This is a genomic window from Neisseria sp. P0008.S010, from assembly GCF_051962715.1.
Classification (GTDB): Bacteria; Pseudomonadota; Gammaproteobacteria; order Burkholderiales; family Neisseriaceae; genus Neisseria; species Neisseria elongata.
Genome location: NZ_JBQCVA010000030.1, coordinates 1 through 13,132, shown reverse-complemented (window position 1 = coordinate 13,132; position 13,132 = coordinate 1). Strand labels below are relative to the sequence as shown.

The window sequence follows — 13,132 nt, the reverse complement described above, 5'->3', positions numbered from 1 at the left end:
TCCGGCACTTGAGGTCGTCTGAAAATTAGGCTCGGTCATTATAAAGCCAGTTTTCAAATAATTCGCGGTCGGTAATGTAGAGGACGGCGGTATCGGCTTCGGCGGCTTGGACGGTGATGTCGGCGACGTACAGGATGCCGGTGCGGAAGTAGTGGAGGCGGGCGGTGGTGCCGATGGGGAGTTGCGCCCACTGTGCGGCAAGGTCGGTACAGGCGTAGCCGTCGACGGCGATGATTTTGTCCTGCGGGCAGAGGGTGGCGTTTTCTGCGCTGCCGCCGTTGAAGACGTGGGTCAGGGTGGCGTGGTCGCTGTTTTGTTTGAACCTTGCGCCGAAGTCGGACGCGGGGGCGGGCGTTTCGGTTGGCGGTTCGGACAGGAATGCGCCGCCGTGGCTGCGCGGCTGTGCCTGCCATTGCAGTCCGATGCCTATGGTGGCGAGGAGTTCGGCAAGGGGCAGGTCGGCGGTGGTGTAGAGGGTCGTCTGAAAAAAGTCTTCGAGATCTAGGCCGGTAAACGCTTGGCAACGGGCTTGCCATTGTTTTTCGGGGATGCCTTGTTGGGTCTCTAGCCAATCGCGGTAGTGTTGCTGCATGACGCTGTCGAGGGTGTGTCGTCCACTGTTTTTGCTGCGGATAGCGAGGTCGAGGCAGAGGGCGGCGAGTGCGCCTTTTTGGTAGTAGCTGACGATGGCGTTGGGGCTGTTTTCGTCTTGTTTGTAGAATTTGTTCCAAGCGGTGAAGCTGGATTCGGCAAGGCTTTGTTTCAGACGGCCTTTGGTTTGCTGCACGCGGGTGATGCTTTGGGCGAGCAGGCGCAGGTAGGCTTCGGGGGCGATGGTGCGGCTTCGGGCGAGGAAGAGGTCGTCGTAGTAGGAGGTGATGCCTTCAAACGCCCAGAGCTGCTCGGTGTAGTTTTCACGGTCGAGGTCGTAGGGGGCGAAGGCGGCGGGTTTGATGGATTTGACATTCCAAGCGTGGAAGTATTCGTGTGAGAACAGTCCGAGCAGTTGAGTGTAGGCGTCGTTGGCTTCGGTCATACCATGCGGCGGCAGACTGTGGCGGTCGGCGAGCAGGGCGGTGCTGCTGATGTGTTCAAGTCCACCGTAGATGTTGTCGCCGACGTGGAGCAGGAAGAGGTAATGGGTAAACGGGGCAGGGGAGGGGAACATTGCCAGTTCGGTTTCGCAGATTTTGCGGATGTCTGACACGAGGCGGTTGCGGTCGAAATCGGGATAATGGCCGCTCAAGGCGATGCGGTGCGGAATGCCGCCGGCTTCAAAATCGAGAAATTCGATGTTGCCCAGTTCGACAGGGTGGTCGATTAAGTCGTGGTAGGAGGCCGTCTGAAAAGTATTTGAGCCTGTCGTCGGCATGCTGGTTGCGATGCGCCATTCCTTAGGAAGGTCGTTGAAGCTTAGGCTGTGGGTGTCTTTCAGATGGCCTTCTATGGAGAAAAACAGGCAGCTGCCGTCGAAAAAACCGCGATTGGTGTCTAAGAATGAGCCGCGAACCGATAAATCAAAGGCGTAAACGATGTATCGGATTACCCAATGTCCGGATTTTGGGCTGGTCTGCCAGATGTTTTTTGCTGTTTGCGATAAGGCGGCAGGTTGCCCGTCGCATTCTGCACTTATTGTAATGATGTGGCGGGAAAAGTCGCGAATCAAGTAACTGCCGGGTACCCAGTTTGGTAGTTTGAGAACGGCTGAAGAGTCTGAAGGATTTTGAAATTTAAGGGTAATATGCCATTGATGGGCTTTGGGGTCGGGAGTTAGGGTATAGGTAATCATGATAAAAATTTATCGGCTTGATGCAATAAAGCAATGTTAAGAATTATTTGGTTGGTGTCAAATCATAAATTAGTTAAAATCTATAACCTTGTAAAGTGTATGGGAATTTAGTGTAAAGAAAATGGATTTTTCTTGACAAAAGTCCATATTTTTGGTTGATGTTGCCATTATGGCAGCCGAAAGGCAGTCTGCCAAGATATTCCCAATGCTCGTTCGGTAAAACGGCTGTCGAATGGTTTGATGCGGCAGTCGGAGCAAATTGATGGAAAACGGCTTTCGCGGGAACCGGCAACGGATGCCCGCTAAAGCAGCTATTTATTTTCCGTGTTTAATGGAGACTTTCATGGAAGCGCAAACTTATAACTACAAAGTAGTGCGGCAGTTCGCCGTTATGACTGTAGTTTGGGGGGTGGTGGGTATGCTGGTCGGCGTGATTGCTGCTGCCCAGTTGTTTTTACCCTCACTCAATCTGTCTGAGATTGGTCCGTGGTTTCACTTCGGACGGATCCGCCCGCTGCACACCAATGCTGTGATTTTCGCCTTTGGCGGCTGCGGTTTGATCGGTACATCATATTATGTGGTGCAACGTACTTGTAATGCACGCCTGTTTGGCGGCTGGCTGGCAGCGTTTACCTTTTGGGGATGGCAGGCTGTTATTTTAGCTGCAGCCATCAGCTTCCCATTGGGTTACACGCAAGGTAAGGAATATGCCGAGCTGGAGTGGCCGATAGATATTTTGATTGCATTGGTGTGGGTGGCCTATGCGGTTGTTTTCTTTGGAACAATTGCTAAACGTAAGGTCAAACACATTTATGTTGCTAACTGGTTCTATGGCGGCTTTATTTTGGCTGTTGCCTTGCTACACATCGTGAACAACCTCAGCCTGCCTGTCGGATTGATGAAATCGTATCCGATTTATGCGGGCGCAATTGATGCGATGGTTCAGTGGTGGTATGGCCATAATGCCGTGGGCTTCTTCTTAACTGCCGGTTTCTTGGGTATGATGTATTACTATGTGCCGAAACAGGCAGGCCGTCCGGTTTATTCTTACCGCTTGTCTGTCGTTCACTTCTGGGCCTTGATTTTTACCTATATGTGGGCAGGTCCTCACCATCTTCACTACACCGCTTTGCCGGATTGGACTCAATCTGTCGGCATGGTGCTTTCCCTGATTCTGTTTGCACCGTCTTGGGGCGGCATGATCAACGGTATTATGACCTTGTCCGGTGCATGGCATAAATTGCGTACCGACCCTATTCTGAAATTCTTGATCGTATCTTTGTCGTTCTATGGTATGTCTACCTTTGAAGGTCCGATGATGTCGATTAAAACCGTCAATGCTTTGAGCCACTATACTGATTGGACTGTCGGCCATGTGCATGCCGGTGCGTTGGGTTGGGTAGGTTTTGTAACCATCGGTTCGATTTACTATATGATTCCACGATTGTTCGGTCAAAAAGAAATGTATAGTACTAAATTGATTGATGCCCATTTTTGGATCGCGACCATCGGTGTGGTTCTGTATATCGCCTCCATGTGGATCGCAGGTGTGATGCAAGGTCTGATGTGGCGTGAAATGAATCCCGACGGTACATTGACTTACTCTTTCGTTGAAAGTGTGAAGGAAAGCAAACTGTATTATGCAATTCGTTTTTCAGGCGGCCTGTTATATTTGAGCGGTATGCTTATTATGGCTTACAACACTTACCGTACTATTGCCAACGGTAAACCGGTTGAAGCTGAAATTCCCGCCATATCTGAAGCGCAACATCACTAAACAAAAAAACGGGCTACCAAAATGAAATTACAACAATTAGTCGAAGAAAAAGTAGGCATACTTATCGTGTTTACCCTGCTGGTGGTTAGCGTGGGTTTGCTGATTGAAGTCGTACCTCTGTTTTTCTCACCTGCTGTTACTCAGCCGATTGAAGGGGTAAAACCCTACAATGCGCTGCAGGTGGCGGGACGTGATATTTATGTGCGTGAAGGTTGTTACAACTGCCACTCGCAAATGATTCGTCCGTTCCGTGCAGAGACAGAGCGTTACGGCCACTACTCCGTTGCCGGTGAATCTGTTTATGACCGTCCGTTCCAATGGGGTTCCAAACGTACAGGGCCTGATTTGGCACGTGTAGGCGGCCGCTATTCAGACGAATGGCACCGCATCCATTTGCTCAATCCTCGTGATGTCGTACCTGAGTCCAATATGCCTGCCTTCCCATGGCTGGCGCGCAACAAGGTTAATCCTGACCAAATCGTGGCGCACATGAAAGGGCTGCAAACTCTCGGTACTCCCTACACTGATGAAGAAATCGCCAAAGCACCGGAAATGCTGAAAGATAAATCCGAATTGGATGCGGTAATCGCTTATCTGCAAGGATTGGGCTTGGCGTTGAAAAACGTAAGGTAACATCATGGACGTTAATTGGGCGCGCAGTCTGTTTACAGTATTAGTGTTTATCTGCTTCATGTTGGTGCTGTATATCGTGATGAACAAACGAAACAAATCGAATTACGATGAAGCATCCCGCAGCATCATTGAAGATGACGATACTGCACATGATGATAATGATAATAACGGTGCCGCCCGATAAACCGTGGCCACGGAGCTAAAATAATGAACACAACTTCACATTTCACCAGTGATTTCTGGAATTATTACATTATCGGCATAGTCGTATTGAGCTTTATCGGCCTGATATGGCTTTTGCTTTCACAAAACAAGGTCAAACCGCCTAAAAAAGGAGAGGATGTCGATACCACAGGCCATAACTGGGATGGTATTGAAGAATACAACAACCCCATGCCGCGCTGGTGGTTCTTCCTTTACATCGGGACTTGGCTGTTCGGTATCGGCTATTTGGTAATGTATCCCGGCTTAGGCGATTTTGGCGGTATCGGGTTCGGCGGTAAAAAATGGACCAGTATCGAACAATACCACGAAGAAGTGGCGCAAGCCGAGCAGAGCTACAAACCGCTTTACGACAAATATGCCAAAATGCCGGTTGAACAAGTTGCAAAAGATCCTGCAGCACAAAAAATAGGTAAAAACCTGTTTGATACTTACTGTATCCAGTGTCACGGCTCAGATGCCAAAGGTGCGCGCGGTTTCCCGAATTTGACCGATTCCGATTGGTTATTCGGCGGTACTCCGGAAAAAATTCATGAAACCATTGCTAAAGGCCGTACTGGCGTAATGGCTTCATGGGGTCCGGCTTTGGGTGAAGAGCGCGTTAAAGACGTTGCACACTATGTCATGTCGTTGTCCAAACCTGCGGAACAATATGATGCGGTTCGTGCAGAACGCGGTAAAGAACTGTTTAACGGCCCGCCTGCAAACTGCTTTGCCTGCCATGGTGACAAAGGCCAAGGCATTCGCGGTTCCGGCCCGAATCTGACTGACGACGTATGGTTGTGGGGTGGTACTCAAAAAGCCATTATTGAAACCATTACCAATGGCCGCCATAATCAAATGCCGGCATGGGAAGGTTTCTTGGATAAAGACAAAATCCATCTTTTGACCGCTTATGTTTGGGGATTGTCGCATAAAGACGGCAAGGCACAGAAAACCGATACTGAAAATGTATTAGGCGCGAAAGCTGCGGCAGCTGCCGAAGCTGCGGCAGCCGAGAAGAAAAAGGCAGATGCCGAAGCTGCAGCAAAAGCCGTGTCTGAAGCTGCAGCAAAAGAGACTGCTGCTTCTGCACCTGCTGCCGACAAACCGGCTGAGGCTTCTGCAGGCAAACCCGCCGAAGCGGCGGCACCTGCTGCAGCGGCAGACGGTAAGAAAGTGTTTGACGGATTGTGCTTTGGTTGTCACGGTGCCAATTCGGCCATTCCGAATACGCCGCGTCTGACTCATAAAGACGAATGGGCTCCGCGCATCAAAAAAGGCAAAGAAACCTTGTTCAAACATGCCATTGAAGGTTTCCAAGACAAAGGCATGATGCCGGCCAAAGGCGGAAATACCGAATTGAGCGACGACGAAGTGAAAGCAGCCGTTGTTTATATGGTGAATGAATCCGGCGGTAAGTTCTGATAGGACTGCACAACAAAAGGGAATGCCTAATTGGGTATTCCCTTTATTTTATGGAAGGCCGTCTGAAAATCGTTTTTCAGGCGGCCTTCCATTTAGAATGGTAGCTGTTTAATTGTCAAAAGTGTTGCAGCGGTTGATGTCGCCGCTTTCAAAGCCGCGTTTAAACCAATACATGCGCTGCGCCGAGCTGCCGTGGGTAAAGCTGTCGGGTACGACATAACCCTGACTGCGTTTTTGCAGGGTGTCGTCGCCCACGGCTTCGGCCGCATTGATTGCTTCCTCTATGTCGCCTTCTTCCAGCAAGTCCTGCCGCTGCGCGTCTTTCGCCCAAATTCCGGCGAAGCAGTCGGCCTGCAGTTCGAGTTTTACCGATAATTTGTTGGCTTCGGCTTTGCCGGCCTGTTGCTGCATCTGATGCACTTGCGGCAGGATGCCCAGCAGGTTTTGCACATGGTGGCCGACTTCGTGCGCGATGACGTAACCGAAGGCCGTATCGCCTGCCGCACCGAGCTTGGTGCGCATCTCTTCGTAGAACGACAAATCGAGGTAAACCTTTTTATCGGCCGGGCAGTAAAACGGCCCCATCGCCGCCTGACCCATACCGCAGGCGGTGCGTGTGCCGCCGGTATAGAGTACCAGAGTGGTGGGCGTATAGCGGGCATTGCGTTTGGCAAAGTAATTGGCCCAGGTTTTTTCCGTATCGGCCAACACCACGCCTGCCAATTCCCTCAGCTGTGCCTCCTGCTTGCTTTCCACGACGGTTTGCTGTGCTCCGCCGCTCAGCTGCTGCGCTCCGCCCGCCAGGCCGGACAAATCGACGCCGTAGTACGCGCCTACCAGCACGACGATGACACCGATGATGCCCATCCCGCCGCCTCCACCGCCGCCGCCGCCGCTCCCGCGGCGGTCTTCAATGTTAGAGCTTTGTTCACGTCCCTGCCAACGCATAAATTGGTTCCTTTTCGAAGTTTATTGATTGATGTTTGATGTGCGGAGATGTGTGAGGCCGTCTGAAAAACCGCCTCCGCAATCCTCGCAATGTTCTTTATGTCCCATTTGGGTGCACCGAGCCGTGCTTATCCGTGCCGCCTATAAATATGGACTCCGAAAACAATCCGAAACGTATTTTCAGACGGCCTTTACCATTCGCCCCGTTTCAGCTTCTCGATTTGACGGCGGTCGCGCTTGGTCGGACGGCCTTCGGGGTAGGCCGCACTGATGCGGGATGCCTGATCGAGCAGTTTCTGCTGTTCGCGTTTTGCGGCCACTTCTTCGTTTTCACGGTACAGAAGCCGCGCTTCGGGAGCGGGGCGGCGTTGGTGGTTCAACGCCTGTACGGTGATTTCGTACGGCAGCGAATTGAGCGTGAGGTGCAGCACATCGCCCGCTGCGATATTTTTACTGTTTTTCACTTTCGCGCCATTGACCAGCACGCGGCCGAGTTCGATGTGTTTCTGCGCCAAGGCGCGGGTTTTGAAAAAACGGGCGGCCCACAGCCATTTGTCGAGCCGCATTGTTTGCCCGTCTTCCATGATTTGCCCTTTGTCATTCTAAAGGCGCGAGTGTAACACGGACGGCGCGTCCGGATGTCGGGCCGTTGCCGAACGGCACAATATTCTGCTTGCCCGCCTACCGTTTATCGCGTAAATTTCACGTTTTTTCGCCAAGCGTCGCGGATTAGCGTATCATTCCGCGCAAATATTTATTCTTCAGCGAGAACGTTCAGCATGAAACCCGTCTTTCTTGATTTCGAGCAGCCCATTGCCGAATTGACCAAAAAAATCGAAGAACTGCGTTTCGTTCAAGGCGAATCCGCCGTGGACATCAGCGATGAAATCGAACGCCTGCAGAAAAAAAGCAACGAGCTGACCAAATCTATCTACGCCAAGCTCACGCCTGCACAAGTTTCCCAAGTTTCCCGCCATCCGCAGCGTCCCTATACTTTGGACTACATCTCCGCGCTCTGTACCGATTTCCAAGAATTGCACGGCGACCGCCACTATGCCGACGATTACGCCATCGTCGGCGGTTTGGCGCGGTTTAACGGCCAAAGCGTCGTCGTCATCGGCCACCAAAAAGGCCGCGACACCAAAGAAAAAATCCGCCGCAACTTCGGCATGCCGCGCCCCGAAGGCTACCGCAAAGCCCTGCGCCTGATGCATCTGGCGGAAAAATTCCGCCTGCCCGTACTGACCTTCGTCGATACGCCCGGAGCCTATCCCGGCATCGGCGCGGAAGAGCGCAACCAATCCGAAGCCATCGGCAGGAACCTGTACGAGCTGACCAAGCTGAAAGTGCCCGTCATCTGCACCATCATCGGCGAAGGCGGTTCCGGCGGCGCGCTGGCGATTGCCGTGGGCGACTTTGTCAATATGCTGCAATATTCCACTTATTCCGTGATTTCGCCCGAAGGCTGTGCCTCGATTTTGTGGAAAACGGCGGAAAAAGCCGCAGATGCCGCCGCCGCCTTGGGCATTACCGCCGACCGCCTGCAAAAACTGAATCTGGTGGACAAAGTCATCGAAGAGCCGTTGGGCGGCGCACACCGAAATCACGGCGAACTGATGCAGCGTCTGCGCGAAGTGCTGGCCGAACAGCTCCGCATCGCCCAAGACATGCCGCTGTCCGACCTGCTCGACCGCCGTTTCGACCGCATCATGGCATACGGCCAATTCGTCGAAAAATAACGCATTGCCGCAATAGGAAGGCCGTCTGAAAACAGGGTTCGAACACGCTCCCCTTTTCAGACGGCCTTTTTGCTTTCCCCCTTTCCCAACCGAGTCCCACCATGCAAACCGCCGTCTGGAACGACATCCCGCCCTTGCGCGAACTGCTTGCCGCCGCCGCGCACAACCGCCGCCTTGCCGTCTGCCTGCCCGAAAAACGCATCCCCCGCTTCGAACCGTCAGAACAGCCCGACGAGGCGGAACGCCGTTTCCTGCAACACTGGCCGCAACAATCCGCCTGCCTGCAATTTGCCGCCGCCAACATCCTGCACGGCCTGCTGCCGCAAGGTGCGGAGCTCTGGCTGATGCCGCCCGCCGCTGCCGACTGCCTGTCCGACTATTTTTCAGACGGCCTCGAATGGCAGACGGAAGCACGCCCGCAAAGCCCTACCGCCGCACAAAAACCTTGGTTCAGGCCGTCTGAAAACCGAAACGGCACACTGCCCGAACACGTCGCCGTCATCGGTGCGGGCATTGCTGGGGCGGCTACTGCCCGCGCATTGGCGGAACGCGGCGTGCGGGTCAGCGTATTGGAAGCGCGCACCGCAGCCCATGCCGCCAGCGGCAACCGTCAAGGCCTGCTGTATGCCAAAATTTCCGCCCACGATACCGAACAGACCGAACTGCTGCTCGGCGGCTACGGCCACAGCCGCCGCCTGCTCGACCGCCTGCTGCCCGACAGCGGCTGGCAGCCCTGCGGCGTACTCCACCTCAACCACAGCCCCGCCGAAGAAAAACGCAACCGCCGCCTCGCCGCCCAAGATTGGCACGCCCACCTTTACCGCGGCGTCAGTGCGGCCGAAGCCTCCGAACTGGCGGGCATCGACCTGTCTTCAGACGGCCTCTACTGGCCGCAGGGCGCGTGGCTGCACCCGCCCGCGCTCGTCCGCGCCTTACTCGCCCACCCGAATGTCCGCCTGTATGAAGGGCAGCCGTTGCTGTCGGCACAATACTGCGCCCCGCATTGGCGGCTGGATACGCCGCAGCATACCCTGTCTGCCGACCACATCGTGTACTGCACCGGAGCTTCCTCGCCGCAACAGCCGCCGCTTGCCGCCCTGCCGTGGCAGCTGATACGCGGCCAAACCAACCTTGCCGCCGCCACCGCCTACACAGGCCGTCTGAAAACCGCCCTGTCGGCCGCCAGCTACATCAGCCCCGCATGGGAAGGGCGGCACTGCTACGGCGCGAGTTTCGTGCCGCACGATGCCTGCGGCGACTGGCGCGACAGCGAGGCGGAACACAACCAGCAGGAGCTCGCCAGGCTGCACCCGCAACTGGCGGCCGAACTGACCGCCGCGCCGATGGTAAGCGGACACGCCGCCGTGCGTTGCGACAGCCCCGACCATCTGCCGACCGTCGGGCCGGTGGCCGATTATGCCGCCATGCGCGAGGTGTATGCCAAGCTGGCGCACGATAAAAACTACCCGCTGTCCGACTCCTGTCCCTACCTGCCGAATGTATGGGTAAACAGCGCGCACGGCAGCCGCGGGCTGGCTACCGCGCCGTGGTGCGCCGAAAGCATTGCCGCCCGCATCCTCGGCCTGCCCGACCCGCTCTCCCGCCGTCTGCGCGAGGCACTGCATCCCAACCGCCACATCGTCCGCGCCCTGGTGCGGCAGCATGAAGGCGGACGGTAAACTGCAGCCGTCCCGTTTCCCTATGCCCCGGCCGTTTGGCGGCGCGGCAATATTGCTGAAAAACGCATTCTAAGGCCGTCTGAAAACCTGTTTCAGAAACGCCGGAATGCCTTTCTGCCGGCGGAAATCGTTTTTTCAGACGGCCTGCCGCCCAATATCGGTTAAAATGCCCGACTTTGGCAACTTTGATTGAAAGGCCGTCTGAAAACCTTTCGGCGGCAAACCGTAATATGTCCTCTACAAACCCTTCCAAATTGCGCTACTGGCTGCTGGCTGTCGGCGCGGTCATTCTCGACCAAATCACCAAATCCGCCGTTTTGGCAAAATTCGAAGATTACGAGCGTCTGGGCATCATCCCCGGCTTTTTCGATTTGACCTTGGTTTACAACACCGGGGCGGCCTTCAGCTTTCTCGCCACCGCCGGCGGCTGGCAGAAATATTTCTTCATCGTGCTGGCGCTAATCGTGTGCCTCTGGCTGGACAACGCCGTGCGGAAAAACGAATTCGGCCCTTGGGGTTCGTGGGGTGCGGCGATGGTAATCGGCGGGGCGGTCGGCAACGTCATCGACCGCTTCATCCACGGAAAAGTGGTGGATTTCCTGCTGTTCTATGGCGAAGGCTGGGCCTATCCCGCCTTCAACGTGGCCGACAGCTTTATCTGTGTCGGTGCGGTATTGCTGGTTATCGACGGGTTTATCAACAAAAGGCCGTCTGAAAAAGAAACGGCAGAAGGGCGGGAACAATGAGCGGCAAAACCATTATGCTGGCCAATCCGCGCGGCTTCTGTGCGGGCGTGGACCGCGCCATCAGCATCGTCGAGCGCGCGTTGGAAGAATTCGGCGCACCGATTTATGTGCGGCACGAAGTAGTGCACAACAAATTCGTGGTGGACAACCTGCGCGAAAAAGGCGCGGTCTTTATCGAGGATTTGGCCGACGTGCCGCCCGGCGCGACGCTGATTTATTCCGCACACGGCGTATCGAAGGCCGTGCAGGAAGAGGCTGCCGCGCGCGGTTTCCGCGTATTCGACGCCACCTGCCCGCTGGTGACCAAAGTGCACAAAGAAGTGGCGCGGCTTGATGCGCAAGGCTACCAAATCATCATGATAGGCCACAAAGGCCATGTGGAAGTGGAAGGCACGATGGGGCAGCTTCCCGAAGGGCGGATGCTGCTGGTTGAAACCGTGGAAGATGCCGAACAGGTAATGCCCGACCATCCCGACCGTCTCGCCTACGTCAGCCAAACCACGCTGTCGGTGGACGAAACCAAAGACATCATCGCCGTATTGAACGCGCGTTTTCCCAACATCAAAAATCCGCACAAGGAAGACATCTGCTATGCCACCACCAACCGTCAAAAGGCAGTGAAGGATTTGGCGGAGGAATGCGACATCGTGATTGTGGTCGGCTCGCCCAATTCGTCCAACAGCAACCGCCTGCGCGAAGTGGCGGCGCAGCGCGGCGTGGAGGCTTATATGGTGGACAACGCCTCTTATCTGCGGCCGGAATGGTTTGAGGGCAAAAAACAGGTCGGCATCACCGCCGGCGCATCCGCTCCCGAAGTGCTGGTGCAGGAAGTGATTGCCGTGCTGACAGACTGGGGGCACGATATTTTGCGCGAAGGCGAGGGCGCGGAAGAAAGCATCGTCTTCGTGCTGCCGAAAGAATTGCGCGGCGGAAAAGATAAAGTGTGAAATAAGCAGAATAAAAAGGCCGAGACCTTTGCAAAATCCCCCAAAAATCCCCTAAAGTCCCACCAAGACATTTAGGGGATTTCCCATGAGCACCTTCTTCCAGCAAACCGCACAAGCCATGATCGCCAAACACATCGACCGCTTCCCACTATTGAAGTTGGATCAAGTGATTGATTGGCAGCCGATCGAACAGTACCTGAATCGTCAAAGAACCCGTTACCTTAGAGACCACCGCGGCCGTCCCGCCTATCCCCTGTTGTCCATGTTCAAAGCCGTCCTGCTCGGACAATGGCACAGCCTCTCCGATCCCGAACTCGAACACAGCCTCATCACCCGCATCGATTTCAACCTGTTTTGCCGTTTTGACGAACTGAGCATCCCCGATTACAGCACCTTATGCCGCTACCGCAACTGGCTGGCGCAAGACGACACCCTGTCCGAATTGCTGGAACTGATTAACCGCCAACTGACCGAAAAAAACCTAAAAGTAGAGAAAGCATCCGCCGCCGTCATTGACGCCACCATTATTCAAACCGCCGGCAGCAAACAGCGTCAGGCCATAGAAGTCGATGAAGAAGGACAAGTCAGCGGCCAAACCACACCGAGTAAGGACAAAGATGCCCGTTGGACAAAGAAAAACGGTTTATACAGACTCGGTTACAAACAACATACCCGCACCGATGAGGAAGGCTATATCGGGAAACTGCACATTACCCCCGCCAATACCCATGAGTGCAACCATCTGTCCCCTTTGTTGGAAGGCATTGCCGAAGGTACGACCGTCTATGCCGACAAAGGCTACGACAGTAAGGAAAACCGGCAACATCTGGAAGACCATCAGTTATTAGACGGCATTATGCGCAAAGCCCACCGCAACCGTCCGCTGACGGAAAATCAAACAAAGCGTAACCGGTATTTGTCGAAAACCTGTTATGTGGTCGAACAAAGCTTCGGTACGCTGCACCGTAAATTCCGCTATGCGCGGGCAGCCTATTTTGGTCTGTGTAAAGTGAGTGCGCAAAGCCATCTGAAGGCAATGTGTTTAAACCTGTTGAAAGCGGCCAATAGGCTAAGTGTGCCTGTTGCCGCCTAAAAGGCGGTCCGGATGCCTTATTATCGGGTATCAGGGGAGGATTAAGGGGGCATTTGAGTAGAATCAGTGAATATTTGAAACAAAAACAGCCGAAAATCTTTATTTAGATTTCGGCTGTTGGGGAAAAAGGAATTTTGCAAAGGTCTCTGCCT

At 54.4% G+C, this 13,132-nt stretch carries 12 protein-coding genes; 9 read left to right on the top strand and 3 right to left on the bottom strand.

Annotated features, from left to right (window positions below; translation table 11 throughout):
• Nucleotides 1-25 precede the first annotated feature (25 nt).
• Entirely contained in the window at nucleotides 26-1,789 is a 1,764-nt protein-coding gene (locus ACTHSL_RS08420; RefSeq protein WP_440381063.1) for a M61 family metallopeptidase, read from the bottom strand.
• A 343-nt stretch (nucleotides 1,790-2,132) separates the two neighbouring features.
• Here ACTHSL_RS08420 and ccoN point away from each other — a divergent pair, with 343 nt between their 5' ends.
• From ccoN to ccoP, 4 genes are read left to right on the top strand one after another with little or no spacing between them, the layout of a single operon-like run.
• Entirely contained in the window at nucleotides 2,133-3,566 is a 1,434-nt protein-coding gene (ccoN, locus tag ACTHSL_RS08415; protein WP_172459042.1) for a cytochrome-c oxidase, cbb3-type subunit I, read from the top strand.
• A 21-nt stretch (nucleotides 3,567-3,587) separates the two neighbouring features.
• Nucleotides 3,588-4,199, top strand: a complete 612-nt coding sequence (gene ccoO / locus ACTHSL_RS08410; RefSeq protein ID WP_003772979.1) for a cytochrome-c oxidase, cbb3-type subunit II — start codon at nucleotides 3,588-3,590, stop codon at nucleotides 4,197-4,199.
• Nucleotides 4,200-4,203: 4 nt separating this feature from the next.
• Nucleotides 4,204-4,383, top strand: a complete 180-nt coding sequence (locus tag ACTHSL_RS08405) for a cbb3-type cytochrome oxidase subunit 3 (protein ID WP_003772978.1) — start codon at nucleotides 4,204-4,206, stop codon at nucleotides 4,381-4,383.
• 23 nt (nucleotides 4,384-4,406) lie between these two features.
• Nucleotides 4,407-5,828 (top strand): cytochrome-c oxidase, cbb3-type subunit III, encoded by a 1,422-nt coding sequence (ccoP, locus tag ACTHSL_RS08400; RefSeq protein WP_440381062.1) that lies wholly within the window; start codon nucleotides 4,407-4,409, stop codon nucleotides 5,826-5,828.
• Nucleotides 5,829-5,936: 108 nt separating this feature from the next.
• Here ccoP and ypfJ read toward each other — a convergent pair whose 3' ends face one another.
• Together ypfJ and ACTHSL_RS08390 are read right to left on the bottom strand one after the other, a co-directional pair.
• Nucleotides 5,937-6,776, bottom strand: a complete 840-nt coding sequence (gene ypfJ / locus ACTHSL_RS08395; RefSeq protein WP_440381061.1) for a KPN_02809 family neutral zinc metallopeptidase — start codon at nucleotides 6,774-6,776, stop codon at nucleotides 5,937-5,939.
• Between the two features lie 191 nt (nucleotides 6,777-6,967).
• Nucleotides 6,968-7,360, bottom strand: a complete 393-nt coding sequence (locus ACTHSL_RS08390; RefSeq protein WP_003772972.1) for an RNA-binding S4 domain-containing protein — start codon at nucleotides 7,358-7,360, stop codon at nucleotides 6,968-6,970.
• 195 nt (nucleotides 7,361-7,555) lie between these two features.
• Here ACTHSL_RS08390 and ACTHSL_RS08385 point away from each other — a divergent pair, with 195 nt between their 5' ends.
• The 5 genes from ACTHSL_RS08385 to ACTHSL_RS08365 all read left to right on the top strand — a co-directional run bounded on the left by ACTHSL_RS08385 (nucleotide 7,556) and on the right by ACTHSL_RS08365 (nucleotide 12,980).
• Entirely contained in the window at nucleotides 7,556-8,515 is a 960-nt protein-coding gene (locus tag ACTHSL_RS08385) for an acetyl-CoA carboxylase carboxyltransferase subunit alpha (RefSeq protein ID WP_440381060.1), read from the top strand.
• A gap of 101 nt (nucleotides 8,516-8,616) precedes the next feature.
• Nucleotides 8,617-10,194, top strand: coding sequence for an FAD-dependent 5-carboxymethylaminomethyl-2-thiouridine(34) oxidoreductase MnmC (gene mnmC / locus ACTHSL_RS08380; RefSeq protein WP_440381059.1), 1,578 nt, complete (start codon nucleotides 8,617-8,619; stop codon nucleotides 10,192-10,194).
• Between the two features lie 230 nt (nucleotides 10,195-10,424).
• Nucleotides 10,425-10,940 (top strand): signal peptidase II, encoded by a 516-nt coding sequence (gene lspA / locus ACTHSL_RS08375; RefSeq protein ID WP_440381058.1) that lies wholly within the window; start codon nucleotides 10,425-10,427, stop codon nucleotides 10,938-10,940.
• Nucleotides 10,937-11,887: a 4-hydroxy-3-methylbut-2-enyl diphosphate reductase gene (gene ispH, locus ACTHSL_RS08370; protein ID WP_440381057.1), complete on the top strand. Its 951-nt coding sequence runs from the start codon at nucleotides 10,937-10,939 to the stop codon at nucleotides 11,885-11,887. The genes lspA and ispH overlap by 4 nt, the downstream gene beginning before the upstream one ends.
• A gap of 85 nt (nucleotides 11,888-11,972) precedes the next feature.
• Nucleotides 11,973-12,980 carry an IS5 family transposase gene (locus tag ACTHSL_RS08365; RefSeq protein ID WP_440381056.1) on the top strand — a complete coding sequence of 336 codons (1,008 nt, stop codon included), beginning with the start codon at nucleotides 11,973-11,975 and terminating at the stop codon, nucleotides 12,978-12,980.
• Nucleotides 12,981-13,132: the final 152 nt, after the last annotated feature.

Excerpts from the sequence above, each read along its gene's own strand:
- ACTHSL_RS08420 (WP_440381063.1), bottom strand. The coding sequence starts at position 1,789 with ATGATTACCTATACCCTAACTCCCGACCCCAAAGCCCATCAATGGCAT.
- ccoO (WP_003772979.1), top strand. The coding sequence starts at position 3,588 with ATGAAATTACAACAATTAGTCGAAGAAAAAGTAGGCATACTTATCGTG.
- lspA (WP_440381058.1), top strand. The coding sequence starts at position 10,425 with ATGTCCTCTACAAACCCTTCCAAATTGCGCTACTGGCTGCTGGCTGTC.
- ACTHSL_RS08385 (WP_440381060.1), top strand. The coding sequence starts at position 7,556 with ATGAAACCCGTCTTTCTTGATTTCGAGCAGCCCATTGCCGAATTGACC.
- ccoN (WP_172459042.1), top strand. The coding sequence starts at position 2,133 with ATGGAAGCGCAAACTTATAACTACAAAGTAGTGCGGCAGTTCGCCGTT.
- ccoP (WP_440381062.1), top strand. The coding sequence starts at position 4,407 with ATGAACACAACTTCACATTTCACCAGTGATTTCTGGAATTATTACATT.
- ispH (WP_440381057.1), top strand. The coding sequence starts at position 10,937 with ATGAGCGGCAAAACCATTATGCTGGCCAATCCGCGCGGCTTCTGTGCG.
- mnmC (WP_440381059.1), top strand. The coding sequence starts at position 8,617 with ATGCAAACCGCCGTCTGGAACGACATCCCGCCCTTGCGCGAACTGCTT.
- ypfJ (WP_440381061.1), bottom strand. The coding sequence starts at position 6,776 with ATGCGTTGGCAGGGACGTGAACAAAGCTCTAACATTGAAGACCGCCGC.
- ACTHSL_RS08390 (WP_003772972.1), bottom strand. The coding sequence starts at position 7,360 with ATGGAAGACGGGCAAACAATGCGGCTCGACAAATGGCTGTGGGCCGCC.
- ACTHSL_RS08365 (WP_440381056.1), top strand. The coding sequence starts at position 11,973 with ATGAGCACCTTCTTCCAGCAAACCGCACAAGCCATGATCGCCAAACAC.
- ACTHSL_RS08405 (WP_003772978.1), top strand. The coding sequence starts at position 4,204 with ATGGACGTTAATTGGGCGCGCAGTCTGTTTACAGTATTAGTGTTTATC.